The organism is Streptomyces sp. NPDC026515, assembly GCF_055567595.1.
In genome coordinates this window covers 97,367-123,506 of sequence record NZ_JBVHQD010000017.1, presented here as the reverse complement: position 1 = coordinate 123,506, position 26,140 = coordinate 97,367, and the positions used below count along the sequence as shown (strand labels likewise).

Annotated in this window: 23 protein-coding genes; 12 read left to right on the top strand and 11 right to left on the bottom strand. The window is 71.4% G+C overall.

What is annotated here, in order from left to right; translation table 11 throughout:
* Both ACZ4O3_RS31320 and ssd read right to left on the bottom strand, forming a co-directional pair.
* Positions 1 to 1,182 (bottom strand): TadA family conjugal transfer-associated ATPase, encoded by a 1,182-nt coding sequence (locus tag ACZ4O3_RS31320; protein WP_384997106.1) that lies wholly within the window; start codon positions 1,180 to 1,182, stop codon positions 1 to 3.
* Positions 1,179 to 2,276 (bottom strand): septum site-determining protein Ssd, encoded by a 1,098-nt coding sequence (gene ssd / locus ACZ4O3_RS31315; protein WP_467725426.1) that lies wholly within the window; start codon positions 2,274 to 2,276, stop codon positions 1,179 to 1,181. The genes ACZ4O3_RS31320 and ssd overlap by 4 nt, the downstream gene beginning before the upstream one ends.
* Positions 2,277 to 2,869: 593 nt before the next feature.
* Between ssd and ACZ4O3_RS31310 the strand changes: the two genes are divergently transcribed.
* Complete coding sequence (locus tag ACZ4O3_RS31310; protein WP_362725683.1) at positions 2,870 to 3,694, top strand: HAD family hydrolase; 825 nt, start codon at positions 2,870 to 2,872, stop codon at positions 3,692 to 3,694.
* 399 nt (positions 3,695 to 4,093) lie between these two features.
* On the opposite strand, the gene ACZ4O3_RS31305 is transcribed toward ACZ4O3_RS31310, so the two are convergent.
* A complete protein-coding gene (locus tag ACZ4O3_RS31305; RefSeq protein ID WP_467725425.1) occupies positions 4,094 to 4,915 on the bottom strand; it encodes a Fic family protein in 822 nt (273 codons plus the stop codon).
* Positions 4,916 to 5,016: 101 nt separating this feature from the next.
* Between ACZ4O3_RS31305 and ACZ4O3_RS31300 the strand changes: the two genes are divergently transcribed.
* Positions 5,017 to 5,997 carry an ATP-binding protein gene (locus tag ACZ4O3_RS31300; RefSeq protein WP_362725677.1) on the top strand — a complete coding sequence of 327 codons (981 nt, stop codon included), beginning with the start codon at positions 5,017 to 5,019 and terminating at the stop codon, positions 5,995 to 5,997.
* 39 nt (positions 5,998 to 6,036) lie between these two features.
* On the opposite strand, the gene ACZ4O3_RS31295 is transcribed toward ACZ4O3_RS31300, so the two are convergent.
* Positions 6,037 to 7,296 (bottom strand): polysaccharide deacetylase family protein, encoded by a 1,260-nt coding sequence (locus ACZ4O3_RS31295; RefSeq protein ID WP_362725674.1) that lies wholly within the window; start codon positions 7,294 to 7,296, stop codon positions 6,037 to 6,039.
* A 341-nt stretch (positions 7,297 to 7,637) separates the two neighbouring features.
* Here ACZ4O3_RS31295 and ACZ4O3_RS31290 point away from each other — a divergent pair, with 341 nt between their 5' ends.
* The 6 genes from ACZ4O3_RS31290 to ACZ4O3_RS31265 all read left to right on the top strand — a co-directional run bounded on the left by ACZ4O3_RS31290 (position 7,638) and on the right by ACZ4O3_RS31265 (position 15,677).
* Positions 7,638 to 10,037 (top strand): SulP family inorganic anion transporter, encoded by a 2,400-nt coding sequence (locus ACZ4O3_RS31290; protein ID WP_467725423.1) that lies wholly within the window; start codon positions 7,638 to 7,640, stop codon positions 10,035 to 10,037.
* A gap of 173 nt (positions 10,038 to 10,210) precedes the next feature.
* Positions 10,211 to 12,169 (top strand): acetate--CoA ligase, encoded by a 1,959-nt coding sequence (gene acs / locus ACZ4O3_RS31285; RefSeq protein WP_362725885.1) that lies wholly within the window; start codon positions 10,211 to 10,213, stop codon positions 12,167 to 12,169.
* Positions 12,170 to 12,373: 204 nt separating this feature from the next.
* A complete protein-coding gene (gene nhaA, locus ACZ4O3_RS31280; RefSeq protein WP_467725422.1) occupies positions 12,374 to 13,762 on the top strand; it encodes a Na+/H+ antiporter NhaA in 1,389 nt (462 codons plus the stop codon).
* A gap of 205 nt (positions 13,763 to 13,967) precedes the next feature.
* Positions 13,968 to 14,453, top strand: a complete 486-nt coding sequence (locus ACZ4O3_RS31275) for a phage holin family protein (protein WP_351713371.1) — start codon at positions 13,968 to 13,970, stop codon at positions 14,451 to 14,453.
* A complete protein-coding gene (locus tag ACZ4O3_RS31270) occupies positions 14,450 to 15,370 on the top strand; it encodes an alpha/beta fold hydrolase (RefSeq protein WP_362727664.1) in 921 nt (306 codons plus the stop codon). Before ACZ4O3_RS31275 ends, ACZ4O3_RS31270 begins: the two co-directional genes overlap by 4 nt.
* A 127-nt stretch (positions 15,371 to 15,497) precedes the next feature.
* Positions 15,498 to 15,677, top strand: coding sequence for a hypothetical protein (locus ACZ4O3_RS31265; RefSeq protein ID WP_362727662.1), 180 nt, complete (start codon positions 15,498 to 15,500; stop codon positions 15,675 to 15,677).
* A gap of 4 nt (positions 15,678 to 15,681) precedes the next feature.
* Here ACZ4O3_RS31265 and ACZ4O3_RS31260 read toward each other — a convergent pair whose 3' ends face one another.
* From ACZ4O3_RS31260 to nth, 3 genes are all read right to left on the bottom strand, one after another.
* Positions 15,682 to 16,881 (bottom strand): MarP family serine protease, encoded by a 1,200-nt coding sequence (locus tag ACZ4O3_RS31260; RefSeq protein ID WP_362727668.1) that lies wholly within the window; start codon positions 16,879 to 16,881, stop codon positions 15,682 to 15,684.
* A gap of 13 nt (positions 16,882 to 16,894) precedes the next feature.
* On the bottom strand, positions 16,895 to 17,602 hold the full coding sequence (locus tag ACZ4O3_RS31255) for an NUDIX hydrolase (RefSeq protein ID WP_362727660.1): 708 nt from the start codon (positions 17,600 to 17,602) through the stop codon (positions 16,895 to 16,897).
* 97 nt (positions 17,603 to 17,699) lie between these two features.
* Positions 17,700 to 18,806, bottom strand: a complete 1,107-nt coding sequence (gene nth, locus ACZ4O3_RS31250; protein ID WP_467725419.1) for an endonuclease III — start codon at positions 18,804 to 18,806, stop codon at positions 17,700 to 17,702.
* A 357-nt stretch (positions 18,807 to 19,163) separates the two neighbouring features.
* Between nth and ACZ4O3_RS31245 the strand changes: the two genes are divergently transcribed.
* Positions 19,164 to 19,838, top strand: a complete 675-nt coding sequence (locus ACZ4O3_RS31245; protein ID WP_018547939.1) for a Crp/Fnr family transcriptional regulator — start codon at positions 19,164 to 19,166, stop codon at positions 19,836 to 19,838.
* Positions 19,839 to 19,931: 93 nt separating this feature from the next.
* On the top strand, positions 19,932 to 20,762 hold the full coding sequence (locus tag ACZ4O3_RS31240) for a nucleotidyltransferase (RefSeq protein ID WP_467725417.1): 831 nt from the start codon (positions 19,932 to 19,934) through the stop codon (positions 20,760 to 20,762).
* 8 nt (positions 20,763 to 20,770) lie between these two features.
* On the opposite strand, the gene ACZ4O3_RS31235 is transcribed toward ACZ4O3_RS31240, so the two are convergent.
* The 4 genes from ACZ4O3_RS31235 to ACZ4O3_RS31220 form a co-directional block, all read right to left on the bottom strand.
* Positions 20,771 to 21,601, bottom strand: coding sequence for an MBL fold metallo-hydrolase (locus ACZ4O3_RS31235; RefSeq protein WP_467725415.1), 831 nt, complete (start codon positions 21,599 to 21,601; stop codon positions 20,771 to 20,773).
* Positions 21,602 to 21,603: 2 nt separating this feature from the next.
* The gene (locus tag ACZ4O3_RS31230) at positions 21,604 to 22,479 is read right to left on the bottom strand and encodes an NUDIX hydrolase (RefSeq protein WP_467725414.1); all 876 of its coding nucleotides are present in this window, start codon (positions 22,477 to 22,479) and stop codon (positions 21,604 to 21,606) included.
* A 371-nt stretch (positions 22,480 to 22,850) separates the two neighbouring features.
* The gene (locus ACZ4O3_RS31225; protein ID WP_384997077.1) at positions 22,851 to 23,318 is read right to left on the bottom strand and encodes a RidA family protein; all 468 of its coding nucleotides are present in this window, start codon (positions 23,316 to 23,318) and stop codon (positions 22,851 to 22,853) included.
* Positions 23,315 to 23,473 (bottom strand): DUF4177 domain-containing protein, encoded by a 159-nt coding sequence (locus tag ACZ4O3_RS31220; RefSeq protein WP_019992579.1) that lies wholly within the window; start codon positions 23,471 to 23,473, stop codon positions 23,315 to 23,317. Before ACZ4O3_RS31220 ends, ACZ4O3_RS31225 begins: the two co-directional genes overlap by 4 nt.
* 107 nt (positions 23,474 to 23,580) lie before the next feature.
* Between ACZ4O3_RS31220 and bagA the strand changes: the two genes are divergently transcribed.
* A complete protein-coding gene (gene bagA, locus ACZ4O3_RS31215; RefSeq protein ID WP_362722864.1) occupies positions 23,581 to 24,558 on the top strand; it encodes an ATPase BagA in 978 nt (325 codons plus the stop codon).
* Positions 24,555 to 26,063 carry an ArsA family ATPase gene (locus ACZ4O3_RS31210; RefSeq protein WP_362722861.1) on the top strand — a complete coding sequence of 503 codons (1,509 nt, stop codon included), beginning with the start codon at positions 24,555 to 24,557 and terminating at the stop codon, positions 26,061 to 26,063. Before bagA ends, ACZ4O3_RS31210 begins: the two co-directional genes overlap by 4 nt.
* Positions 26,064 to 26,140: the final 77 nt, after the last annotated feature.

The window sequence follows — 26,140 nt, the reverse complement described above, 5'->3', positions numbered from 1 at the left end:
TCACAGATCACGTACGCCACTTGGCAGCAGTCCCCGCAGCCGCTCCCACCCCGGTTCGCGCACGAAGGCCTCCGCGCCCCAGCGCAGTGCCGGTACCGTCCGGACCAGGCCCGAGGGATCCCGCTCCAGCACATGCACCTCGGCGATCCGCCGCCGCCCCGCGCGGTCCCGTACGAGGTGCAGCACCACCGACAGCGCGGCCGCCAACTGACTGTGCAGGGCAGCCCGGTCGAGCCCGGCGGCCGTGCCGAGTGCCTCCAGACGGGCGGGGACGTCCGCCGCCGCGTTGGCGTGCACCGTGCCGCAGCCGCCCTCGTGCCCGGTGTTGAGCGCGGCCAGCAGGTGCACGACCTCGGGTCCGCGCACCTCGCCGACGACCAGCCGGTCGGGGCGCATCCGCAGCGCCTGCCTGACCAGGTCCTCCAGGGTGACCAGGCCGGCGCCCTCCTGGTTGGCGGGTCTGGTCTCCAGCCGCACGACGTGCGGGTGTTCGGGCCTGAGCTCCGCCGAGTCCTCGGCGAGCACGATCCGCTCCCCCGCGCCCACCAGGCCGAGCAGCGCGCTCAGCAGGGTCGTCTTGCCGGTCCCGGTGCCGCCGCTGACGAGGAACGAGAGCCGGGCCGTCAGCAGCGCGTGCAGGATCCGGTCACCGCCCGGTGGCACGGTCCCGGCCGCCACCAGTTCGTCGAGCGTGAACGCCCGCGGTCGCACCACCCGCAGGGACAGGCAGGTGCAGCCCACCGCCACCGGGGGCAGCACCGCGTGCAGGCGGGTGCCGTCGGGCAGCCGGGCGTCCGCCCAGGGCCGGGCGTCGTCCAGGCGCCGGCCGGCCACCGCGGCCAGCCGCTGCGCGAGCCGTCGTACGGCCGCCGCGTCCGGGAAGGCGACCGGGGTCAGTTCCAGTCCGCCGCCGCGGTCCACCCAGACCCGGTCCGGGGCGGACACCAGGACGTCGGTGACCGTGGGGTCGGCGAGCAGGGGTTCCAGGGGGCCGCTGCCGACCAGTTCGGAGCGCAGTCGCTCGGCCGCGCCGAGGACCTCGGCGTCGCCGAGCACCCGGCCCTGTGCGCGCAGCGCCTGTGCCACGCGCGCGGGGGTCGGTTCGGCACCGCTCTCGGCGAGCCAGCGCCGGACCCCGTCGAGCAGGGCCGGGCCGTCCGCCTCCCCGGGGCCGGGCCTCATGTGCCACCCGCCTCGACGAGCGTGCGCTCCCAGAAATCCTTGCAGAAGCGGGCCAACGGTCCGCGTGCGGCGGACCCCGGGGGTTTCCGGTTCGGTCGGGACAGGCCCGGTTCGGCGGGCACCTCGCCGGCCAGCGGCAGGCCGAGCAGCCGGGCCACCTCGCGGTCGTCCAGTCCCGGCGCGTACGGGCCCCGCACCGCCACCCGCAGATCGCGCACGACCATGCCGACGGTGGCCGCGACCCGGCCCGCCGCCGCGATCGCGCGGAGTTCGGCCGGGACCACCAGCACGGCGAGATCCAGCTGGGTGAGGACCTCGGCGACCTCGTCGTCCAGGCGGCGCGGCAGGTCGACGACGACCGTGCCGCCCCGCCTGCGGACGGCGGCGAGCACCGCGCGCACGGCGGGCGGCGGGATCGCCACACTGTCCCCCCGGTCCCAGCTGAGGATCCGCAGCGAGTGCAGTGCCGGCAGCGACTCCTCCAGGGCACCGCTGCCGAGGCGGCCGCGGGAGGCGGCGAACGCGGGCCAGCGCAGGCCCTCGGCCGACTCGGCGCCGAGGAGGACGTCGATTCCGCCGCCCAGTGGATCCGCGTCCACGAGAAGGGTGCGCACTCCCTCCCGCGCGGAGGTGACGGCGAGCGCGCAGGCCAGCGTGGAAGCGCCGGCCCCGCCGCGGCCGCCGATCACCCCGACGGTGAGGGCCGGGCGGCCCACGCCCTCGACGACGTCGGCGATCCGGTCCACGAGCCACTGTTCGCCGTCGGGGAGCATCAGGACGTGGTCGGCGCCGATCTCCACGGCCCGTTTCCACACATCGGGGTCGTCCTGGTCCTGTCCGACCAGCACCACCCCGCGTCGGCGCGCGGCCCCGCGCACCCGGCGTGCGGCGTCGTCGCCGACCAGGACGAGCGGGGCCGACTCCCAGCCCCCGCCGCGTTCCGGTACCCCGTGGTGGACCTCGGGTTTGGCACCGGCCGCCGCGCACAGGCGCAGCAGGTCGTCGAGGAGTCCGGCGTCCTCGGTGACGATCATCGGGCGTCCGGGCCGTCCCGGGGCGGCGGACGGTGGTTCGTGGGTGACAGTTCCGGCCACGTGAGCTTCCCCCTTGGCTGCGTTCTCACGCGCGGCCTCCGGGGCCACGCGATTCCCATACCTGTGAAGAACCGGCGAGCGGCCTCCATATGCGCGGCCGACAGAAACCGGCCATTGGCGTCCGGCAATCGGAACCGGCCATGAACTCGCCGCCGCCGGAGCGCGCTGGAATCACGGTGCAGCGAACCCGGAAATCGTGTGGATCTTGGTCCAAAACTGTGGACAACTCGGCGGCTGTGAATATCGCTGTCACCCATACCGGTGAGGCCTGTTCTGCGCTCTGTGCGAGTTCCACAGAGCAGCGAAACGGCTACCCGGCGTGACGGATCATGGGTGTGCGGAAGGGGCGGCAGCAGCCGCCCGGCAAGGCCTCAGGGCCAGGAGAGGAATCTGGAGAGGAGGGGAAAAACCCGTCCGGACATGCGACGACCCCCACCGGGGGGGAGAGTGGGGGTCGTCTCCACGGCCGACTCGGGGGGGAGGAGCCGGACCGGGTTAGCACGGTCGCGAACGATCCGTGACTTCCATGGTGTACCCGAGAGCCCTCTCAGGCAAACCCACGCGCCACACCTTACGCCGAATGGTGGGCGCCTATGCTCGGGGACGTGGAAAACCACTCCTTGCCCCGCACAGCGGCCTTCTTTGACCTGGACAAGACGGTCATTGCGAAGTCGAGCACGCTCACCTTCAGCAAGTCGTTCTACCAAGGCGGTCTGATCACCCGCAGGGCCGCGCTGCGCAACGCGTACTCCCAGTTCGTGTTCCTGGTCGGCGGTATGGACCACGACCAGATGGAGCGCACCCGCGCCTACCTGTCCGGTCTGGTCCGTGGCTGGAATGTCCAGCAGGTCAAGGAGATCGTCGCCGAGACCCTGCACGACCTGATCGACCCGATCATCTACGACGAGGCCGCCTCCCTCATCGAGTCCCACCACCGGGCCGGCCGGGACGTCGTCATCGTCTCCACCTCGGGCGCCGAGGTGGTCGAGCCCATCGGCGAACTGCTGGGCGCCGACCGGGTGGTGGCCACCCGCATGGTCGTCGGGGACGACGGCTGCTACACCGGCGAGGTGGAGTACTACGCCTACGGTCCGACGAAGGCCGAGGCGGTCCGGGAACTGGCCGCCTCCGAGGGGTACGACCTCGACCGAAGCTACGCGTACAGCGACTCGGCGACCGACCTGCCGATGCTCCAGGCGGTCGGGCACCCGCACGCGGTCAACGCGGACCGGGCGCTGCGCCGCGAGGCACTCGCACGCGGCTGGCCGATCCTGGACTTCCACCGCCCGGTCCGGCTCAAGCAGCGGATCTCCGCGCCTCCGCGTCCGGCGCTGGTCGCCGCGGCCGCGATAGGAGCGGCGGCGGCCACCGCGGGTCTGGTCTGGTACGCGAGCAGGCGCCGGAACCCGGTCGCCTGAACCGGCGCAGCAGCTCCTTTTTCGCCCGTTCAGCCGATCGGTGCCCCTTTAGTAATCCTTAGTTCCTCTTTGAACCCAAAAGTAAAGAACTACAGGCAGGGGTTCCGCTTGCTCCGGGCTTGCAGTACAAAGGGGTTAGCGGCCCGCGAGACCGAAGGACATCCGTGAGGATCACCTTTTAAAACGCATTTGGCCCCACGGACCCAGCATGGACACCGAGCACCCACGCGACGTCGACCCGTCGATTACGGGCCAGCCGCACCAGGTGACGGGCAAAGTACCCGACCTGATGGGCGACATTTCGAGGACGCTTGGTAACCCGGTGTACATGCCAGCGGCGGTACGAGAACTCGTACCGCCGCAACCCGTTGCGGCGGACTCCCCGGGCCGCCACCGCCGTTACGCCGCGCCGCGCTGCAGCGCCTCGCACACCGCGGTCGACTCCCGGACGCCGAGCTCGACCGCCCGCCCGCAGTGCTTGATCCAGGCCGCCATGCCGTCCGGAGTGCCCGAGACATAGCCGCTGAGGGCCGCCGCATAGGACGCTCGGCCCAGTTCGGCGTGGCCGACCTCGGCGGGGCAGACCGATTTGGGGTCGAGGCCGCTGCCGATCAGCACGATCCGCTCGGCAGCGCGCGCGATCAGCCCGTTGTGCGAGGTGAAGGGCCGCAGCGCGAGCAACTCCCCGTGCACCACGGCGGCCGTCACCAGCGCCGGCGCGGAACTCCCCGCGATGATCAGCTCGGAGAGGCCGTCGAGACGCCCCGACACCTCGTCGGCGTCCGGCAGCGGCAGCTCGATCAGCGGCTCGTCGACGATCTCACCGGCCCGGCGCGGCCGGCCCACCCCGTCGTCCCCGGTCGCGGCCGCCACCAGGTGCAGCCGGGCCAGCACCCGCAGCGGCGACTGCCGCCAGATGGAGAGCAGTTGGCCCGCCTCGGCGGTCAGCCGCAGGGCCGCGCCCACCACGCGCGCGTCGCCGGCACCGAAGTCGGAACGCCGCCGGACCTCCTCCAGCGCCCAGTCGGCGCCGGACAGCGCCGCACTGCCCCGGGCGCCACGCAGCGCGGCCTCGGACGTGACGGCGTTGCTGCGGCGCCGCATGACCCGGTGCCCGTACACCCGGTCCACGGCCTTGCGCACGGACTCCACGGACTCGGCCACACCGGGCAGCGAGCCCAGGGCCGCGAGCGGATCGGCGGTCGCACGTGTCGTACTCATGAGTACGACCCTACGCACCCACTGCCCGCCACTCCACGAAGGAGTGGTCTTCTTCACTTCGCCAGACACGTAGAGCCACCAGCCGACTACCCTTCGTGAACATGAAAATTGCTTTCGTCGGGAAGGGCGGCAGCGGCAAGACCACGCTCTCCTCCCTGTTCATCCGCCACCTCGCGGCCGCCGGCGCTCCGGTCGTCGCCGTCGACGCCGACATCAACCAGCACCTGGGTCCCGCGCTCGGCCTCGACGAGTCGCAGTCGGCCGCGCTGCCCGCGATGGGCGAACAGCTCTCCGTGATCAAGGACTACCTGCGCGGCAACAACCCGCGCATCGCCTCCGCCGCGACGATGATCAAGACCACCCCGCCCGGCGAGGGTTCGCGGCTGGTCCGGGTACGGGAACCCAACCCGGTGTACGACGCCTGTGCGCGCCCGGTGGAACTCGACGGCGGCGCCGTCCGTTTGATGGTCACCGGGTCCTTCACGGACTCCGACCTGGGCGTCTCCTGCTACCACTCCAAGACCGGAGCGGTGGAGCTGTTCCTGAACCACCTCGTCGACGGCCCCGACGAGTACGTCGTGGTCGACATGACGGCGGGTTCGGACTCCTTCGCCTCCGGCATGTTCACCCGCTTCGACATCACCTTCCTCGTCGCCGAGCCGACCCGCAAAGGCGTCTCCGTCTACCGCCAGTACAAGGAGTACGCCCGGGACTTCGGCGTCGTGCTGAAGGTCGTCGGCAACAAGGTGCGGGGACAGGACGACATCGACTTCCTCCGCGCGGAGGTCGGGGACGACCTGCTGGTCACGGTGGGGCACTCGGACTGGGTGCGCGCCATGGAGAAGGGCCGCCCGCCCCGGTTCGAGCTCCTGGAGGACGCCAACTCCCGCGCCCTGCGCACCCTCAAGGTCGCCACTGACGCCACGTACGACCTGCGGGACTGGGAGCGCTACACCCGGCAGATGGTGCACTTCCACCTGAAGAACGCCCAGTCGTGGGGCAACGAGCGCACCGGGGTCGACCTGGCGGCGCAGATCGACCCCGGCTTCGTCCTCGGCGAGGGAGTGGCGGCTGCCGTCTGACGGAGGTGGGCACTCCGCCGGCAGGGCGCCGGTCCCCGCCTACTGCTTGACCGCCGGCGCCCCGGGCACCCCCTTGGGCGCCGGGGCGGGACGACCGGAGAGGAAGGACGCCCAGCCCTGCCGCGGGGCCTCGCCCACGTTCAGAGTGCGCAGCCTCGCCAGGACCTTCGGGTCCTGGGCGTCCAGCCAGTCGGCCAGCTCGCGGAAGGAGACACAGCGCACCTCGGGCTTGTTGCAGACGTTCTCGACGACCTCGTCGATGGCCCGCATGTAGGTGCCGCCGTTCCAGGACTCGAAGTGGTTGCCCATGACGAGCGGCGCGCGGTTGCCGTTGTAGGCCCGGTTGAAGCCCTGGATCAGACCGTCACGCATCTGGTCGCCCCAGTAGTCGTACTTGTCGGGATCGCCCTGGGTCGAGGTGCCGGACTGGTTGACCATGAAGTTGTAGTCCATGGTCAGCTGCTCGAAGGAGTGACCGGGGAAGGGGACGAGCTGCATCGACAGGTCCCACAGCCCTTCCTTCTTCTTGGGCCAGACCTGGTCGTTGACACCGCTGGTGTCGTAGCGGAAGCCCAGCTGGCTCGCCGCCTTCACGAAGTTCTTCTGCCCCTCCAGGCAGGGGGTGCGGCCGCCGATGAGCTCCTTGTCGTAGTCGAAGGGCAAAGGCGCCGCGTCCTTCATGCCCGTGTTGGTCTTCCAGTTCTTCACGAACCGCTTGGCCTGGGCGATCTCGCTCTTCCACTCGGCCACCGACCACTCGCCGACCCCTCCGTCGGGGCCGCAGAAGTGCCCGTTGAAGTGGGTGCCGATCTCGTTGCCCTCCAGCCAGGCCAGCCGCAGCTGCTTGACGGTGTCGGTGATGCCCTGCTCGTCGTTGAAGCCGATCTCGGAACGGCCGGGCGAGTGCTGCGGGGGCCGGTAGAGGTCACGTTTCTCCTCGGGCAGCATGTAGACGCCGCTGAGGAAGTACGTCATGGTCGCGTTGTTCTCCTTGGAGATCTTGCGGAAGTGCGAGAACAGCTTCTGGCTGTCCTCGCCCGCGCCGTCCCAGGAGAACACCACGAACTGCGGGGGCTTCTCGCCCGGCTGGAGCTTCTCCGGCCGGGGCAGATGGGGCTGCGCCCCGGTGTACGCGGTGGAACCGTCACCGATCAGACGGACCACGCTCTGGGGCGCCGGTGCTCCCTTCTGCGGCCCCGGCGCCCCTTCCTTGGTGTTGGTGCCGGTCGCGCAACCCGCCAGCGACGCGGCACAGGCCGCGGCCACGGCGCCGACGGCGATCCTCTGGGTGGCGGCCAATTCCGCCCACCTTCTTCCTTCTCTCGGCAGAACGCCGATCACGGCGTTCTATGGCGATGTGCCGGATATGTGCCGACAGCGCCGTCAAGGTCGCATAGGACCGAGAGAGGGATTAATACGACAAGCCGATGAACTGCTCACTTCACCCATGGAGGTGAAGAAGTGCCCCATTTGCGTAGAAAATCCATGCCTGACCTTTACTCTGCATTACGATTCATTTACCGAGTGTTGATTCATCCCGCCCCTGCACGCCGTGACCCACGACCGCGGCCATGTCCCGGCCCGCTGGCGAGGGGACCCCCCTGTTCCGCGACCGCGCTGCCCCGGAGGAGACGGGAAACATGTCATCCGCCTGCGTACCCACCCACCCCGAGAACCTCGGCCCGGCCCGGTTCGGAGTCCGGGCCGAAGCCACAAGTCCCCAGCCCACCAAGGGCACCGACCGGCCGCCGAGCTCGCCGGTGCCCCCGCGCCGCCACCTGCGGATCGCGGGCGCCGACCTGTCCGCGTCCGTCTCGGTCTTCCTGATCGCGCTGCCGCTCTCCCTCGGCATCGCCCTCGCCACCGGCGCCCCGCTCCAGGCCGGGCTGGTCGCGGCGGCCGTCGGCGGACTGGTCGTCGGGCGGCTCGGCGGCTGCCCGCTCCAGGTCAGCGGCCCGGCCGCCGGCCTGACCGTGGTCACCGCCGATCTGATCCACCGGTACGGCTGGCAGGCCACCTGCGGCATCACCGTCCTCGCCGGACTGGCCCAACTGGGCCTCGGCTGCCTGCGTGTGGCACGCACCGCGCTCGCGGTCAGCCCGGCCGTGGTGCACGGCATGCTGGCCGGCATCGGCGTCACCATCGCCGTCGCCCAGCTGCACATCGTGCTCGGCGGCAATCCGCAGAGTTCGGTCCTGGCCAACGTCCGCGCGCTGCCCGCCCAGTTGGCGCACCTGCATCCGGCCGCCGTGGCGATGAGCATGCTGACCCTGGCCCTGCTGTTCGGCTGGCCCCGGATCCCCGGCAGAGCCGGCCGCCTGTTGCGGACGGTCCCGGCGGCCCTGGTGGCCGTCGCCGGTGCCACCGTGACCGCCTCGCTCACCGGACTCGCCCTGCCCCGGGTCGACCTGCCGTCCTGGAGCAGCCACGCCCTGGCGGGGCTGCCAAAGGGGCCGGTGCTCGGCGTCGTCGCCGCCGTGCTCACCACCACGCTGGTGTGCAGCGTGCAGTCGCTGCTCGGCGCGGTCGCCGTCGACAAGCTGGTGGCCGGCCGCCCCGGACCCCAGTCCCGGGTCGGACGCTCCGACCTGGACCGCGAACTGCTCGGTCAGGGCGCGGCCAACATGGTCTCCGGGGCGCTCGGCGGACTGCCGGTCGCGGGGGTCGCGGTGCGCAGTTCGGCGAATGTGCAATCCGGTGCCGTCAGCCGGAACTCCACGATGCTGCACGGCGTTTTCGTAGTAGCCGCCGCGCTGCTGATGGTCCCGGTCCTGGACCTCATCCCGCTCGCCTCGCTCGCCGCCCTGGTGATGGCCGTCGGCATCCAGATGGTGTCCCTGCACCACATCCGCACGGTGACCCGCCACCGTGAGGTCGCGGTGTACGTCGTCACCACCCTCGGCGTGGTGCTCCTCGGCGTCCTGGAAGGCGTGCTCCTCGGGGTCGCCGTCGCCGTGGCCGTCGCCCTGAACCGCCTCGCCCGCACCCGCATCACCCACGAAGAGCAGGAAGGAGTCCATCGCGTACATGTAAGAGGACAGCTGACGTTCCTGGCGGTGCCCCGGCTCAGCAGAGCCCTGCACCTGGTACCCCAAGGCGCCGACGCGGTGGTGGAGTTGGACGGTTCGTTCATGGACCACGCGGCCTACGAGTCACTGCGGGACTGGCGCCGGGCCCACATCGCGCAGGGCGGCTCCGCCGAGCTGACCGGCTGCCGGGTGGGCGTGCGTGCACCGCAGTACGGGCACGGACCGGAGCACGGGCCTCAGCCCGAGCCCCGTGCGGGTCACGGCCGTGGACCGGGCCTCGTCGGATCGGGCCTCGCCCGCCCGGGCGGCGGCGGAGTGGTTGCCGCCGGCCATGAACTCGCCCACGGGGTCGGCGTGTTCCAGCGCGACACCGCTCCCCTGGTGCGGGAGGAGCTGGCCCGGCTGGCTCGTGAGGGGCAGCAGCCGTCGCAGCTCTTCCTGACCTGCGCCGACTCCCGGCTCGTCACGTCGATGATCACCTCCAGCGGCCCGGGGGACCTGTTCGTGGTCCGCAATGTCGGGAACCTGGTCCCCCTTCCGGGCGAGGAGAACGGCGACGACTCGGTGTCGGCCGCGATCGAGTACGCGGTGGACGTACTGAAGGTGCGGTCCATCACGGTGTGCGGCCACTCCGGGTGCGGGGCGATGCAGGCGCTGCTGGACTCCGGGTCCGGGGGCGGCACGAGTCCGCTCGGGCGCTGGCTGCGGCACGCACTGCCGAGCCTGGCGCGGCTGGCCGACGACGGCCGCTCGGGGGTGCGGCTGGCCCGGCGCGCGGCGGCGGACACGGCGGAACGGCTCTGCCTGACCAATGTGGTCCAGCAGCTGGAGCATCTGCGGGCGCACGACTCGGTGGCGGGCGCGCTGGCGGCCGGCGAGCTGGAGCTGCACGGGATGTACTTCCATGTGGGCGAGGCGCAGGCGTATCTGCTGCGCCGGGCGGACGGTGAGGACGAGGGAGAGGTGTTCGAGGGGGTACCGGGCGCGGAGGAACTGCGTGACCCGGCCTGAGGAAGGGCGGCGGAGACCTGCCGGCGCCGTCCAGGCCGGCGCCGGCGGGCTCCGCGCGCTCCGCCACCCGCGACAGGTCTAAACCAATTTTTCGACGGCCCTTGTCACCGGGCCCCCGGGTCTGATGAGCTGTGGCCTGGGACACAACGGACACCCTTGGAAAGGGAGATGTCGTGAGCAACGAAAGCCTGGCCAACCTCTTGAAGGAGGAGCGACGCTTCGCGCCGCCTGCTGACCTGGCCGAGAAAGCCAATGTCACGGCCGAGGCGTACGAACAGGCCAAGGCTGACAGGCTCGGCTTTTGGGCCGCACAGGCCCGCCGGCTGACCTGGGCCAAGGAGCCGAACGAGACGCTGGACTGGTCGAACCCGCCGTTCGCGAAGTGGTTCAAGGACGGCGAGCTCAATGTCGCGTACAACTGCGTGGACCGGCACGTGGAAGCCGGCAACGGCGACCGGGTCGCCATCCACTTCGAGGGCGAGCCCGGCGACAGCCGCGCGATCACCTATGCCGAGCTGAAGGACGAGGTCTCCAAGGCGGCGAACGCCCTGCTGGAGCTCGGAGTCCAGAAGGGCGACCGGGTCGCGGTCTACATGCCGATGATCCCGGAGACGGCGATCGCGATGCTCGCCTGCGCCCGGATCGGCGCCGCGCACTCCGTGGTCTTCGGCGGCTTCTCGGCGGACGCGCTCGCCACCCGCATCCAGGACGCGGACGCCAAGGTGGTCATCACCTCCGACGGCGGCTACCGGCGGGGCAAGCCGTCGGCCCTCAAACCGGCCGTGGACGAGGCGGCCGCCAAGGCGGGCAACGTCGAGCACGTGCTGGTCGTACGGCGCACCGGGCAGGAAGTGGCCTGGGACGACACACGGGACGTGTGGTGGCACGAGATCGTGGAACGGCAGTCGGCCGAGCACACGCCCGAGGCCTTCGACGCCGAGCACCCGCTGTTCATCCTCTACACGTCCGGTACGACGGGTAAGCCGAAGGGCATCCTGCACACCTCGGGCGGCTACCTCACCCAGGCGTCGTACACGCACTGGGCGGTCTTCGACCTCAAGCCGGAGACGGACGTGTACTGGTGCACGGCCGACGTCGGCTGGGTGACCGGCCACTCGTACATCGTGTACGGGCCGCTGGCCAACGGCGCGACCCAGGTGATGTACGAGGGCACCCCGGACACCCCGCACCAGGGCCGGTTCTGGGAGATCGTGCAGAAGTACGGGGTGACGATCCTGTACACCGCGCCCACCGCGATCCGGACGTTCATGAAGTGGGGCGACGACATCCCCGCGAAGTTCGACCTGTCCTCCCTGCGGGTGCTGGGTTCGGTGGGCGAGCCGATCAACCCCGAGGCCTGGATCTGGTACCGCAAGCACATCGGCGCCGACCGGACCCCCATCGTGGACACCTGGTGGCAGACCGAGACCGGCGCGATGATGATCTCGCCGCTGCCTGGTGTCACCGCGACCAAGCCCGGTTCGGCGCAGACTCCGCTGCCCGGCATCTCGGCCACCGTGGTGGACGACGAGGCCCACGAGGTGCCCGACGGCGGTGGCGGCTACCTGGTGCTGACCGAGCCGTGGCCGTCGATGCTGCGCACCATCTGGGGCGACGACCAGCGGTTCCTGGACACCTACTGGTCGCGCTTCGAGGGCAAGTACTTCGCCGGTGACGGGGCGAAGAAGGACGACGACGGCGACATCTGGCTGCTCGGCCGGGTGGACGACGTCATGCTCGTCTCCGGGCACAACATCTCGACGACCGAGGTGGAGTCGGCGCTGGTGTCGCACCCGTCGGTCGCCGAGGCGGCCGTGGTCGGCGCGGCGGACGAGACGACCGGGCAGGCGATCGTCGCGTTCGTGATCCTGCGCGGCACGGCGAACGCCGAGGACGAGGGCCTCGTCAACGCGCTGCGCAACCACGTCGGCGCCACGCTCGGCCCGATCGCCAAGCCCAAGCGGGTCCTGCCGGTGGCGGAGCTGCCGAAGACCCGCTCCGGCAAGATCATGCGCCGTCTGCTGCGCGACGTCGCCGAGAACCGCCAGCTCGGTGACGTCACCACGCTGACGGACTCGACGGTCATGGACCTCATCCAGACGAAGCTCCCGGCTGCGCCCAGCGAGGACTGACCCCGTCCGACGGTCCCGAAGGGGCGCCCGGCGCGAAACGCGCCGGGCGCCCCTTTTGCACCTAGCGTGAGAACCACCTGGCAGCCCCCGGCACACCTTAGGTAAACTAAGCAAAGTAGCGTCAACCTCACAGCGTGATTCTCAAGGTGTGCCGGGAAGTCTGGTCGGCAGTAGTCCCGTCCTGCCCACCGACCGGAGGTCTCCGTGTCCGCGCCCCGCACCAACGCCGCCCGCAAGGTCCTCGACCGGCTCTCGCTGCCCGAGCGCACCTTCGTGGCGGACGCGCTGCGGACCGAGACCGTCGGCGGCGTGCTGCTGCTGATCGCCACGATAGCCGCGCTGGTCTGGGCGAACATCCCGGCGCTGCACCACGGCTATGCGAGCGTCGGCGACTTCCACTTCGGCCCCGGCGCCCTCGGCCTGAACCTCTCCGTCACCCACTGGGCCGCCGACGGACTGCTGGCGGTCTTCTTCTTCGTCGCCGGCATCGAGCTCAAGCGCGAACTGGTGGCCGGCGACCTGCGGGACCCGAAGGCGGCCGTGCTGCCGGTGGTCGCCGCGCTGTGCGGGATGGCCGTACCGGCGCTCGTCTACACCCTCACCAACCTCGCCGGCGGCGGCTCCACCCAGGGCTGGGCGGTGCCCACGGCCACCGACATCGCCTTCGCTCTCGCCGTGCTGGCCGTCATCGGGACCTCGCTGCCGGGCGCCCTGCGCGCCTTCCTGCTCACCCTCGCGGTCGTCGACGACCTCTTCGCCATCCTGATCATCGCGGTCTTCTTCACCGCCCGGATCGACTTCGCCGCGCTCGGCGGCGCGGTCCTCGGGCTGGCCGTCTTCTGGCTGCTGCTGAGGAAGGGCGTACGCGGCTGGTACGTGTACGTGCCGCTCGCCCTCGTCATCTGGGCGCTGATGTACAACAGCGGGGTGCACGCGACCATCGCCGGTGTCGCCATGGGCCTGATGCTGCGCTGCACCACTCGCCAGAGTGAGCAGCACTCCCCCGGCGAGCACATCGAACATCTGGTGCGTCCGTTGTCGGCGGGGCTCGCCGTGCCGCTGTTCGCGCTCTTCAGCGCGGGCGTGACGGTGTCCGGCGGGGCGCTCGGGGACGTGTTCGGCAAGCCCGAGACGCTCGGGGTGGTCCTCGGGCTGGTCGTCGGCAAGACGGTCGGGATATTCGCCGGGACCTGGCTGACCGCCCGCTTCACCCGGGCCTCGCTGAGCGAGGACCTGGCCTGGGGTGACGTCTTCGCGGTCGCCTCGCTCGCCGGCATCGGATTCACGGTGTCGCTGCTCATCGGCGAACTCGCCTTCGCCGGCGACGCCGTGCTCACCGACGAGGTCAAGGCCGCCGTGCTCACCGGCTCGCTGATCGCGGCCCTGTGTGCCACGGTGCTGCTGAAGATCCGCAACGCCCGCTACCGCCGGCTGGTCGAGGCCGAGGAGCGGGACGAGGACCTCGACGGCATCCCGGACGTCTACGAGCAGGACGATCCGGCGTACCACCTGCGGATGGCGGAGATCTACGACCGCAAGGCGGCCGAGCACCGCCGGATAGCCGCCGAGAAAGCCGGACGGGCGGCCGGGTAGGGGACCCGCCGGGCAGGCCCCGCGAAGCGCCTGGCGGGGCCCGCGAGGGCCGTCGCGGGCACGACCGGGCGGGGGCCGGCGAGGCGGCCACGGGCACGACGCGCTTGCCTAAGTGCCGGGCGGGGCAGGCGCGCAGGGCAACCGTCCGGCATGATCTGACGAGACGGTACAAAAGACGATGACACGTACGCAGAGGGAGACCGCGATGAGCGCACCCGACGGCAGCCCGGTCGGTGCCGAACGCAGCATCGGCCAGTTGTTCGCCTCGGCCACGGCCGAGATGTCGGCGCTGGTGCACGACGAGATCGCGCTGGCCAAGGCCCAGCTGAAGCAGGACGTCAAGCGGGGCGCGACGAGCGGCGGCGCCTTCTCGGCGGCCGGCGTGCTGCTCCTGTTCTCCCTGCCGATGCTCAACTTCGCGCTGGCGTACGGCATCCGGACCTGGAGCCACTGGAACCTCGCGATCTGTTTCCTGCTCTCCTTCGCGGCGAACGTCCTGGTGGCCGTCGCCCTCGCGCTGATCGGCGTGGTGTTCGCGAAGAAGGCCAAGAAGGGCAAGGGCCCGCAGAAGGTGGCCGCGTCCGTGAAGGAGACGGCCGGCGTACTGCAGAACGCCAAGCCGCATCCGCGTCCGGCACTCCCCAGGGATGACGTGCCGGCCATCGAGGCTGTGGGACGCTCGTCGTCATGAGCGATCCCGCCCCCTCGGCCGTACGGCTCGAAGGCCCCTGGACCCACCGGGACGTCGCCGCGAACGGCGCGCGCTTCCACATCACCGAACTCGGCGACGGCCCGCTGGTCATGCTGGTGCACGGCTTCCCGGAGTTCTGGTGGACCTGGCGGCACCAGCTGGTCGCGCTCGCCGACGCGGGCTTCAGGGCCGTCGCGATGGACCTCAGGGGCGTCGGCGGCAGCGACCGGACCCCGCGCGGCTACGACCCGGCCAACCTCGCCCTCGACATCACGGGCGTGATCCGCTCCCTCGGCGAGCCGGACGCCGCACTGGTCGGCCACGACCTGGGCGGCTATCTGGCATGGACCGCGGCCGCGATGCGCCCCAAGCTGGTACGACGGCTCGCGGTCGTGTCCATGCCGCACCCGCGACGCTGGCGCGCGGCGATGGTCCGGGACCGCCGGCAGTCCGCGGCCGCCTCCTACATCTGGGGCTTCCAGCGGCCGTGGATCCCCGAGCGGCAGCTCACCGCCGACAGGGGCGCGCTGGTCGGCCGGCTGATCCGGGACTGGTCAGGCCCACGGCTGCCGGACGACGACGTGGTGGAGACGTACCAGCGGGCCATGTGCATCCCCTCCACCGCGCACTGCTCGATCGAGCCGTACCGCTGGCTGGTGCGCTCGCTGGCCCGCCCGGACGGCATCCAGTTCAACCGCCGGATGAAGCGCCCGGTGCGCGTCCCGACACTGCATCTGCACGGCTCCCTGGACCCGGTGGCCCGCACCCGCAGCGCGGCCGGCTCCGGCGAGTACGTCGAAGCCCCCTACCGCTGGCGGCTGTTCGACGGGCTCGGGCACTTCCCGCACGAGGAGGACCCGGTCGCGTTCTCCACCGAACTGATCAACTGGCTGAAGGACCCCGAGCCGGATCGGTGACCGCGCCGCTGCGCCCGGTATCCGGATCTGCACACCTGTTCTACGAACGGCCACATGCCCCGCGCATAGGCCGATTGAGGGCCGCGCCGGAGGTTATCGACCTTGGGGCGGGGGCAGACGTCGGGGTATGGGCTGGACGCACGACTACAGTGACGCACCCCGCAACCGCCGTACGACGGGCGGTCTGAACTCCCATCGAGGAGCCGTCCCGCAGTTGCCGGGCACGGACCTCAGGGTGGGGATCCCGCACATCCTGCGCCGCCGGGCCCGCTGGGTCTCGGTCCGTCTGCGCCATACCCGCGCATGACCCCTCACAGCGCGCAGCTGTCGGTCCCGACCTGCTGATTCGCGGTACGGCCCCGGGCGATGTCCGCCTGGATCTCGTCAGCCGTGAGGGCGTAACCGGTGTCCGCGTCGTCCAGTGACTTCGCGAAGACGACCCCGTACACCCGGCCCTGCGGCGTGAGCAGCGGGCCGCCGGAGTTGCCCTGGCGGACGGTCGCGTACAGCGAGTAGACGTCACGGCGGACGGTGCCGCGGTGGTAGATGTCCGGGCCGTTGGCGGTGATACGGCCGCGCACCCGCGCGGCACGGACGTCGTACGACCCGTTCTCCGGGAACCCGGCGACGATCGCGCTGTCGCTGGTCCCGGCGTCCGCCGCGGAGAACCTCAGGGCCTTCGCCGGCAGGTCCGGCACGTCGAGTACCGCGATGTCGCGCCGCCAGTCGTAGAGGACGACCTTGGCGTCGTACTTGCGCCCCTCGCCGCCGATCTGGACGGTCGGCTCGTCGACACCGCCGACCACGTGCGCGTTGGTCATGACACGGCGGTCGGCGAAGACGAAGCCGGTGCCCTCCAGGATCTTGCCGCAGCTCTGCGCCGTGCCCGTCACCTTGACGATGGACCGCTTGGCGGTGGTGGCCACCGCGCTGTTCACGAGGGCGGGGTCGGGCGGCGAGACATCGGTGATCGGCTCGTTGGCGAAGGGGCTGAAGACCTGCGGGAAGCCGTTCTGCGCGAGGACCGCGGAGAAGTCCGCGAACCAGGTGTCGGCCTGGTTGGGCAGCGCTCTGGACACCCCGAGGAGCACCTTGGAGCTGCGGACCTCCTTGCCGAGCGTCGGCAGCGTGGTGCCCGCGAGCGCGGAGCCGATCAGCCAGGCGACCAGCAGCATCGCCAGCACGTTCACCAGCGCGCCGCCGGTGGCGTCCAGGGCGCGCGCCGGGGACCATGTGATGTGCCGGCGCAGCTTGTTGCCCAGGTGCGTGGTCAGGGCCTGGCCGACCGATGCGCAGACGATGACGACGACCACGGCGACCACCGCGGCGGTCGTACCCACCTCGGCGTTGTCGGTCACCGCGTCCCAGACGACGGGCAGCGTGTAGACGGCGACGAGCCCGCCGCCCAGGAAACCGATCACCGACAGGATGCCGACGACGAACCCCTGGCGGTAGCCGACGATCGCGAACCACACGGCGGCGACCAGCAACAGGATGTCCAGCACATTCACGGTGGACACCCTGTCATGACCGCCAGTCGAGCGGGACCAGCTTCTCGCGGTCCCAGGAGCGCTCCCATCCCGCGTAGTGCAGCAGCCGGTCGATCACCCCGGCCGTGAACCCCCACACCAAGGTTGATTCGACCAGGAATGCCGGGCCTCGGTGGCCGCTGGGGTGCACGGCGGTGGCCCGGTTGGCCGGATTCGTGAGATCCGCCACGGGGACGGTGAAGACCTTCGCGGTCTCGTTCGGATCCACCACCCCCACCGGGCTCGGCTCGCGCCACCAGCCGAGCACCGGGGTGACCACGAAGTGACTCACCGGGATGTACAGCCGGGGCAGCACCCCGAACAGCTGCACTCCGGCCGGATCGAGCCCGGTCTCCTCCTCGGCCTCGCGGAGAGCGGCCCGCAACGGCCCGTCGGCCTTCGGGTCGCCGTCCTCGGGGTCGAGGGCACCACCGGGGAACGAGGGCTGCCCGGCGTGCGAGCGCAGCGAGCCGGACCGCTCCATGAGCAGCAGCTCCGGCCCCTCCTCACCCTCGCCGAACAGGATCAGCACGGCCGACTGCCGTCCCGCGCCGTTCTCCGGCGGCAGGAAGCGGCTCAGCTGCAACGGCTGGACCGTCTCGGCGGCCCGCATCACCGGGTCCAGCCACTTCGGCAGGCCTTCCTTGCTGAGCGCCACGTCCGCGTGCGGATCCCCCGTGTGCGCCTTGCCGCCCTGTGTCATGGCATTCCCCGTCCCGCCCCGCTGCCCCGGCCTGCCTGTTCCAACGCCCGAAGCCTCCTTGATCGTTCCGTCTCCCGCCCCTCAGAAGTTCCCTGGGTCACATCCCTGATGCGGCGCTCAGCGGCGGCGCCGGCCTGCCGCCCGCGTCCAGATACGCCTGCGGCGGCTTGAGGCGCTGCCCGGGGAAGCCGCCCTTCTCGTACTTGAGCAGCTTCTTCGCCTTCTCCGGGTCGGTCTCGCCCTCGCCGTAGGCCGGGCAGAGCGGGGCGATGGGACAGACCCCGCAGGCGGGCTTGCGGGCGTGACACATCCGGCGGCCGTGCCAGATCACGTGGTGCGAGAGGTCGGTCCAGTCGCTCTTGGGGAACAGCGCGCCGACGGCCGCCTCGATCTTGTCGGGTTCGCTCTCCGCGGTCCACCGCCAGCGGCGGACCAGCCGCTGGAAGTGCGTGTCCACGGTGATGCCGGGGCGCCCGAAGGCGTTGCCCAGCACGACGAAGGCGGTCTTGCGGCCGACGCCCGGCAGCTTGACGAGGTCTTCGAGCCGCCCGGGGACCTGGCCGCCGAACGACTCCACCAGGGCCTTGGAGAGCCCTATCACCGACTTGGTCTTGGCCCGGAAGAAACCGCACGGCCGCAGGATCTCCTCGACCTCCTCCGGGTTGGCCTCGGCCAGCTCCTCGGGGGTGGGGTACTTCGCGAACAGCGTCGGGGTGGTCTGGTTGACGCGCAGGTCGGTGGTCTGGGCGGAGAGCACCGTGGCGACCAGCAGCTGGAAGGGGTTCTCGAAGTCCAGCTCGGGGTGGGCGTAGGGATAGACCTCCGCGAGCTCGCGGTCGATCCGGCGGGCCCGGCGCACCAGGGCGGTGTGCGACTCGGGCTTCCAGGCCGCCTGCGGCTGCTCGGCGACGGCCTTCCCGGAAGCGGCCCTCTCAGGCGCGGCTTTCTTCGCCGCGGCCTTCTTGGGCCCGGCGGCTTTGGACGCGGACCGCTCGGCGGCGGTCCGCGCCGTCGCGGTCCTGACCGGTGCCGACTTCTTTGCCACGGCCTTCTTTGCCACGGCCTTCTTCGCGGCGGCCTTCTTCGTCGGAGCCGACTTCTTCGCCGCGGCCGTTTCGGCCACCGCCGTCTTCGCCGTCTTGGCCACCGCCGTCTTGGCCACCGCCGTCTTGGCCACGGCCGTCTTCGCCACGTCCTTCTTCACCGCTGCCTTCTTTATGGCTTTTGCTGCTTTCGTCGCCTTTTTTGGCTCATCAGAGGCGGGATCGGACCCCTGTTCGCCCACGGCGGAATCACGACGTACAACCACCCGCCCAGCCCCCTTGGCCTGTGCTCTCACCGGCGATTTGGACACTCGGCCAGCCTAGAGCCCGGCACCGACATCCGCCCCGGACCCGGAAGATCAGCCCCCGATTGGACCCCTGCCGCTTACCTCGGGACACCTGTGCGGCATCCTTGTGACAGATCACACTGTTTGAATCGTCCGGCAAAATGGGGAGCACGGTCCCCTGGTACCAAGGGGAAGCAAGATCCCCTGAGCAGGTCGACAAGGAGAGAACTCGTGGACGACGTTCTGCGGCGCAACCCGCTCTTCGCGGCGCTCGATGACGAGCAGTCCGCGGAGCTGCGTGCCTCCATGAGTGAGGTGACCCTCGCGCGTGGCGACTCCCTGTTCCACGAAGGCGACCCGGGCGACCGGCTTTATGTCGTCACCGAGGGCAAGGTAAAGCTCCACCGCACTTCCCCCGACGGCCGCGAGAACATGCTCGCCGTCGTCGGTCCCGGCGAACTGATCGGCGAGCTGTCGCTGTTCGACCCGGGCCCGCGTACGGCGACGGCGACCGCGCTGACCGAGGTCAAGCTGCTGGGCCTGGGCCACGGCGACCTCCAGCCGTGGCTGAACGCCCGTCCGGAGGTGGCCACCGCCCTGCTGCGCGCCGTCGCCCGCCGGCTGCGCAAGACCAACGACGCCATGTCCGACCTGGTCTTCTCCGACGTCCCGGGCCGGGTGGCACGCGCCCTGCTGGACCTGTCGCGGCGCTTCGGTGTGCAGTCCGAGGAAGGCATCCACGTCGTCCACGACCTCACGCAGGAGGAGCTGGCCCAGCTGGTCGGCGCGTCCCGCGAGACCGTGAACAAGGCGCTGGCCGACTTCGCCCAGCGTGGCTGGCTGCGCCTGGAGGCGCGGGCCGTGATCCTGCTGGACGTCGAGCGGCTGGCGAAGCGTTCGCGGTAGTCGCCGTTTCCGGGGGCCACCGCCCCCGGACCTCCGCGTGCCGGCCTTCGGCCTCGTCCTCGATCGCCGGACGGGCTCAGATTTGGTTGCGCCATGGCTGAAACTGTTCCGTCCAGGGGCCTCGACGCCCTGGGCTTCATCGAGCGCGAGGGCTCGCACGCGCGCGTGCCGCACGTTTTCCGCCCGGTGGTCGCCGCCGCCCGCGACCGGCTCCTGGACGTCTTCGGAGCTCGGCTGGACAGCGCCTACCTCTACGGCTCGATCCCCCGCGGCACCGCGCGCGTGGGACGCAGCGACCTGGATCTGGTGGCCGTCCTGCGGGCCGAGCCGGCCGGCGCCGACCGGGACGCGGCCCGTGCCCTCGGCGAGGCGCTCGACAAGGAGTTCCCGGAGATCGACGGGGCCGGGACCCTGCTCTACTCCCGCGCGCGGGTGCTCGACGAACGGGAGCGGTACGACACCGGCTGGTTCGTGGCCTGCCAGTGCACCCCGCTGCTCGGCGAGGACCTCGCCGAGTTCCTGCCCCGCTACCGCCCCGACTCCCTGCTCGCCCGCGAGACCAACGGCGACCTGGCCCGGCACCTGTCGCGCTGGCGGCAGCGGATCGCGGCCGCGGGCGACCGCGAGGAGGCCCTGCGGCCCCTGGTGCGCTTCATGTCCCGGCATCTCGTACGGACCGGCTTCACCCTCGTCATGCCCCGCTGGAACGGCTGGACCAGCGATCTGCGGGACATGGCCGCGGCGTTCGCCGAGTACTACCCGGAACGGGCCGGGCAGCTGTGCCGCGCGGCCGGGTCGGGGTACGAGCCGGTCGGCGACCGTACGGTCCTGCGGTCGTACGTCGACGACCTGGGCCCCTGGCTCGCGGACGAGTACGCGCGCGTGCACGGCGTGAAGGCCCCCAGGCCCGAGGGCTGGGATTAGATCCGGCGTCAGATCAGCCCGTGCTCGCCGAGGTAGTCCAGCTGGGCCCGTACCGACAGCTCCGCGGCCGGCCACAGGGAGCGGTCCACGTCCGCGTAGACGTGGGCGACGACCTCGGCCGGGCTGCGGTGGCCGTTCTCCACGGCCGTCTCGACCTGGGCGAGGCGGTGGGCACGGTGGGCCAGATAGAACTCGACGGCCCCCTGGGCGTCCTCCAGGACGGGTCCGTGGCCCGGCAGGACCGTGTCGACGCCGTCGTCGACGGTCAGGGAGCGCAGCCGCCGCAGCGAGTCCAGGTAGTCGCCCAGACGGCCGTCCGGGTGGGCCACCACGGTCGTGCCGCGCCCGAGGACGGTGTCGCCGGTCAGGACCGCACGGTCGGCCGGGAGGTGGAAGCTGAGGGAGTCCGCGGTGTGACCGGGGGTGGACACGACCCGCAGCTCCAGGCCGCCGGTGGTGATCACGTCGCCGGCCGCCAGTCCCTCGTCGCCCAGGCGCAGCGCCGGGTCGAGGGCACGCACGCGCGTGCCGGTCAGCTCGGCGAAGCGGACGGCGCCCTCGGCGTGGTCGGGGTGGCCGTGGGTCAGGAGGGTGAGCGCGATGCGCCTACCCATCTTCTCCGCCGTGTCGACGACGTTCTGGAGGTGACCGTCGTCCAGTGGGCCGGGGTCGATCACGACGGCCAGGTCGGAGTCGGGTTCGGCGACGATCCAGGTGTTGGTGCCGTCCAGGGTCATCACGGAGGCGTTGGGCGCCAGCACGTTGACGGCCCGCGCGGTGGCGGGACCCGACAGGACCCCGCCGCGCGGCTGACCGGGCAGGGCTGCTGCGTTCGTCATGCTCAGGCTCCCCCGGTCGTGAGGTCGGTCGGTATGCGCTTGGTGAACTCGCCGTGGCCCGGCCAGGTCAGGACGATCTCGCCGTCCTCCAGGCGGGCGCGGGCCAGCACCGGCGTCAGGTCCCGCGCGGGCGCCGCGGCGAGCGCCTCGGCGGCCGTGCCGTACGGCATCAGCTGGCGCAGGGTCGCAATGGTGGGCGGCATCATCAGCAGCTCGCCCTTGTCGTACCCGGCGGCCGCCTCCGACGGGCGGATCCACACCGTGCGGTCGGCCTCCGTGGAGGCGTTGCGGGTGCGCTGGCCGTGTGGGAGGGCGGCGACGAAGAACCAGGTGTCGTAGCGGCGGGTCTCGAACTCCGGGGTGATCCAGCGCGTCCACGCGCCCAGCAGGTCCGAGCGCAGTACCAGGCCCCGCCGGTCGAGGAACTGGGCGAAGGACAGGTCACGCTCGACCAGAGCCGCACGGTCGGCCTCCCAGTCGTCCCCGGTGGTGTCCCCGACCACGGCGTCCGCGGCCGGGCCCGCGAGCAGGACGCCGGCCTCCTCGTACGTCTCCCGCACGGCCGCGCAGACGATCGCCTGGGCGCCCGCCTCGTCGACGCCGAGCCGCTGGGCCCACCACGCGCGCGTGGGGCCCGCCCAGCGGACCTGGTGGTCGTCGTCGCGCGGGTCGACGCCGCCGCCGGGATACGCGTACGCGCCGCCGGCGAAGGCCATGGAGGCGCGTCTGCGCAGCATGTGGACCACGGGACCGCCGGGGGTGTCCTTCAGGAGCAGGACGGTCGCCGCGCGCTTCGGGGACACCGGCACGAGGGTGCCCTCCGTGTGTGCGCGGATGCGGTCCGGCCACTCCGGGGGATACCACTGTCCATCGGCCATTACCGGAGGCTATCCCGTGGGGAGCGAATGTTCGAGAGGGGCTCCGGGGCACCCGGATGTGCCGCGGAGGAGGCGGCCCGCTACGGCCGCCCCGGCCATCCCGGGCGCCTGGCGCAGCAGCAGCGGCGACGGCCGACAGCGGCGATCCGGGACAGCCGCAGCGGCGATCCGGGACAGCCGCAGCGGTGATCCGGCGGGGCCAGAGCGACGATCCGGTACGGCCACGGCGGACGCGGCCGGGGCGGACATCGCCGCCCCCGGCCCGACGCGGCTTCCGCGGCCCAGGCCCGCTGCGGTCACCGCGGCGGGCAGATGCGATCACGGCAGGGCAGCGACGGAGGCGGTTACGGCAGGGCAGCGACCGCAGGCGGTCACGGCAGCAGTTCGACCTGGACCTCGACCTCGACCGGCGCGTCCAGTGGCAGTACCGCGACGCCCACCGCGCTGCGCGCGTGCACGCCCTTGTCGCCGAGGACCTCGCCGAGCAGCTCGCTGGCGCCGTTGATCACGCCGGGCTGGCCGGTGAAGTCGGTCGCGGAGGCGACGAAGCCGACGACCTTCACGACGCGCGCGACGCGGTCCAGGTCACCGGCGACGGACTTCACGGCGGCCAGGGCGTTCAGCGCGCAGGTGCGGGCCAGTTCCCTGGCCTCCTCCGCGGTGACCTCGGCGCCGACCTTGCCGGTGACCGGAAGCTTGCCGTCCACCATCGGCAGCTGGCCGGAGGTGTAGACGTACACACCCGACTGGACGGCCGGCTGGTAGGCGGCGAGCGGCGGGACGACCGCCGGCAGCGAAAGACCGAGTTCGGCCAGCTTGGCCTCGACGGAGCTCGTCACGGCTTCTCCCGCTTCAGGTAGGCCACCAGCTGCTCGGGGTTGTTGGGCCCGGGCACGACCTGGACGAGCTCCCAGCCGTCCTCGCCCCAGGTGTCCAGAATCTGCTTCGTGGCATGGACGAGCAGCGGCACGGTTGCGTATTCCCACTTGGTCATGGGGCCGACTGTATCCGCTGTGACGGACGGGACACGTGGCCGACCGTACGCACGGTTATCCACAGCCTCCCGCGTGAGTCTCCGGCCGAATGGTTAGTCTCGAAGATGTGAGCAGGCTCCAGGTCGTCAGCGGCAAGGGCGGGACCGGAAAGACGACGGTCGCCGCCGCACTCGCGCTGGCCCTCGCGACCGAGGGGAAGCGGACGCTTCTCGTGGAGGTCGAGGGTCGGCAGGGCATCGCCCAGCTCTTCGAGACGGAGGCGTTGCCCTACGAGGAGCGGAAGATCGCGGTCGCGCCGGGAGGTGGTGAGGTCTTCGCGCTGGCCATCGATCCCGAACTTGCGCTTCTGGACTACCTCCAGATGTTCTACAAGCTCGGCGGGGCCGGCCGGGCCCTGAAGAAGCTCGGCGCGATCGACTTCGCCACCACCGTCGCACCGGGCCTCAGGGACGTCCTGCTGACCGGCAAGGCGTGCGAGGCGGTGCGCAGGAAGGACAAGTCGGGCCGGTTCATCTACGACTACGTCGTCATGGACGCCCCGCCCACCGGCCGCATCACCCGCTTCCTGAACGTGAACGACGAGGTGGCCGGGCTGGCCAAGATCGGCCCGATACACAATCAGGCGCAGGCCGTGATGCGGGTGCTGAAGTCCAGGGAGACGGCCGTCCACCTGGTCACCCTCCTGGAGGAGATGCCGGTCCAGGAGACCGCCGACGGCATCGCCGAACTGCGGGCCGCGCGGCTGCCGGTCGGGCGGGTCATCGTGAACATGGTGCGGCCGCAGGTGTTGGACGCGGCCGACCTGGAACTCGTACGGACCGTGCCGCGCACCGCCGTGGCGCAGGCGCTGTCCGCCGCCGGTCTGGGCGGGGCGCGCCGCGACGGGAAGGCCGGGCAGCTGGTCGGCCCGCTGCTCGCACAGGCCACCGAGTACGCCGAGCGGTACGCGCTGGAGCACGAACAGCGCACGGTCCTCGCCGAGCTGGACCTGCCGCGGCACGAACTGCCGCTGCTCGTCGAGGGGATGGACCTGGCAGGCCTGTACGAACTCGCCACCGAGCTGCGGAAACAGGGGATGTCATGACTTCGGACCCGGCGCAGGACGGCACGCGCCGACTGGCCCACGCGCCCGCGCTCGACGTCGACGCGCTGCTCGACGACCCGGACACCCGGATCGTGGTGTGCTGCGGCTCGGGCGGGGTCGGCAAGACGACGACCGCGGCGGCGTTGGGGCTGCGGGCCGCCGAGCGCGGCCGCAAGGTGGTCGTGCTCACCATCGACCCGGCGAAGCGGCTGGCGCAGTCCATGGGCATCGACTCGCTCGACAACGTGCCACGGAAGGTGAAGGGCACCGAGGAGCGGGGAGAGGCGTCACCCGGGGATGCGGCCGCGGCCGGCGGACAGGGCGCGGGCGGCGATCCGGCGGTGGACGACGGGCGGCGGCCCGGCGGCGAACTGCACGCCATGATGCTCGACATGAAGCGCACGTTCGACGAGGTCGTCGAGGCGCACGCGGACGCCGAGCGGGCGGCGGCCATCCTGGCCAACCCCTTCTACCAGTCGCTCTCAGCGGGCTTCGCGGGCACGCAGGAGTACATGGCTATGGAGAAGCTGGGCCAGCTGCGGGCCCGGGACGAGTGGGACCTGATCGTCGTCGACACCCCGCCGTCGCGTTCCGCGCTGGACTTCCTGGACGCGCCGAAGCGGCTGGGCTCCTTCCTGGACGGCAAACTGATCCGTCTGCTCACCGCGCCGGCGAAGCTGGGCGGCCGCGCGGGCATGGCCTTCCTGAACGTCGGCATGTCGATGATGACCGGCACCCTCGGCAAACTGCTCGGCGGCCAGCTGCTGAAGGACGTGCAGACGTTCGTGGCCGCGATGGACACGACGTTCGGCGGGTTCCGCACGCGCGCCGACGCGACGTACAAGCTGCTTCAGGCGCCCGGTACGGCCTTCCTGGTGGTGGCGGCTCCGGAGCGGGACGCACTGCGCGAGGCCGCGTACTTCGTGGAGCGGCTGGCCGCGGAGGACATGCCGCTGGTCGGTCTGGTCCTCAACCGTGTCCACGGCAGCGGCGCCGACCGGCTGTCCGCCGAGCGGGCGCTCGCCGCCGCGGAAAACCTCGAGGTCGCGGAAAATCTTGAGGAGCCCCGCATTGTGGATCAGGGTGACGGGAAAGCTGGACTTCGTAACTCTCCCGACACGTACGGCAGTTCTGAATCATCCGCGTCCGAGTCCGACGGCTCCCCCTCGTCCGGACCCGACGGGACGACGACGCCCCAGCCCCTCCCGGCAGCCCCGGTCTCTGCGGCATCCCAGGCGGACGAATCCCCCTCGTCCCAGCCCGAGCCCGGCTCCTCCGGCGACCCGGCCCGCACCGTGGACCAGCTCACCGCAGGCCTGCTGAGGCTGCACGCCGAGCGCATGCAGCTGCTCTCCCGCGAGCAGCGCACACGTGACCGCTTCACCGCACGTCACCCCGAGGTGGCCGTGGTCGAAGTGGCCGCGCTGCCCGGCGATGTGCATGACCTCGCGGGACTGCGGGACATCGGCGACCGGCTCGCGGCCGGCCGGACGGAGCTGCCGTAGCCGGCCCGCCGTACACCGGCGGCCAAACCGGTCGCATGCCTGCGGAGTCTGCGGACGGCCTATGCCTCCGGCAGGAC

What these genes read in the sequence shown, in the direction of transcription:
- ACZ4O3_RS31320 (WP_384997106.1), bottom strand. Translation starts at nt 1,182, where the DNA reads ATGAGGCCCGGCCCCGGGGAGGCGGACGGCCCGGCCCTGCTCGACGGG.
- ACZ4O3_RS31310 (WP_362725683.1), top strand. Translation starts at nt 2,870, where the DNA reads ATGCTCGGGGACGTGGAAAACCACTCCTTGCCCCGCACAGCGGCCTTC.
- ACZ4O3_RS31305 (WP_467725425.1), bottom strand. Translation starts at nt 4,915, where the DNA reads ATGAGTACGACACGTGCGACCGCCGATCCGCTCGCGGCCCTGGGCTCG.
- ACZ4O3_RS31300 (WP_362725677.1), top strand. Translation starts at nt 5,017, where the DNA reads ATGAAAATTGCTTTCGTCGGGAAGGGCGGCAGCGGCAAGACCACGCTC.
- ACZ4O3_RS31290 (WP_467725423.1), top strand. Translation starts at nt 7,638, where the DNA reads ATGTCATCCGCCTGCGTACCCACCCACCCCGAGAACCTCGGCCCGGCC.
- ACZ4O3_RS31275 (WP_351713371.1), top strand. Translation starts at nt 13,968, where the DNA reads ATGAGCGCACCCGACGGCAGCCCGGTCGGTGCCGAACGCAGCATCGGC.
- ACZ4O3_RS31270 (WP_362727664.1), top strand. Translation starts at nt 14,450, where the DNA reads ATGAGCGATCCCGCCCCCTCGGCCGTACGGCTCGAAGGCCCCTGGACC.
- ACZ4O3_RS31265 (WP_362727662.1), top strand. Translation starts at nt 15,498, where the DNA reads ATGGGCTGGACGCACGACTACAGTGACGCACCCCGCAACCGCCGTACG.
- ACZ4O3_RS31255 (WP_362727660.1), bottom strand. Translation starts at nt 17,602, where the DNA reads ATGACACAGGGCGGCAAGGCGCACACGGGGGATCCGCACGCGGACGTG.
- ACZ4O3_RS31240 (WP_467725417.1), top strand. Translation starts at nt 19,932, where the DNA reads ATGGCTGAAACTGTTCCGTCCAGGGGCCTCGACGCCCTGGGCTTCATC.
- ACZ4O3_RS31235 (WP_467725415.1), bottom strand. Translation starts at nt 21,601, where the DNA reads ATGACGAACGCAGCAGCCCTGCCCGGTCAGCCGCGCGGCGGGGTCCTG.
- ACZ4O3_RS31230 (WP_467725414.1), bottom strand. Translation starts at nt 22,479, where the DNA reads ATGGCCGATGGACAGTGGTATCCCCCGGAGTGGCCGGACCGCATCCGC.
- ACZ4O3_RS31220 (WP_019992579.1), bottom strand. Translation starts at nt 23,473, where the DNA reads ATGACCAAGTGGGAATACGCAACCGTGCCGCTGCTCGTCCATGCCACG.
- ACZ4O3_RS31210 (WP_362722861.1), top strand. Translation starts at nt 24,555, where the DNA reads ATGACTTCGGACCCGGCGCAGGACGGCACGCGCCGACTGGCCCACGCG.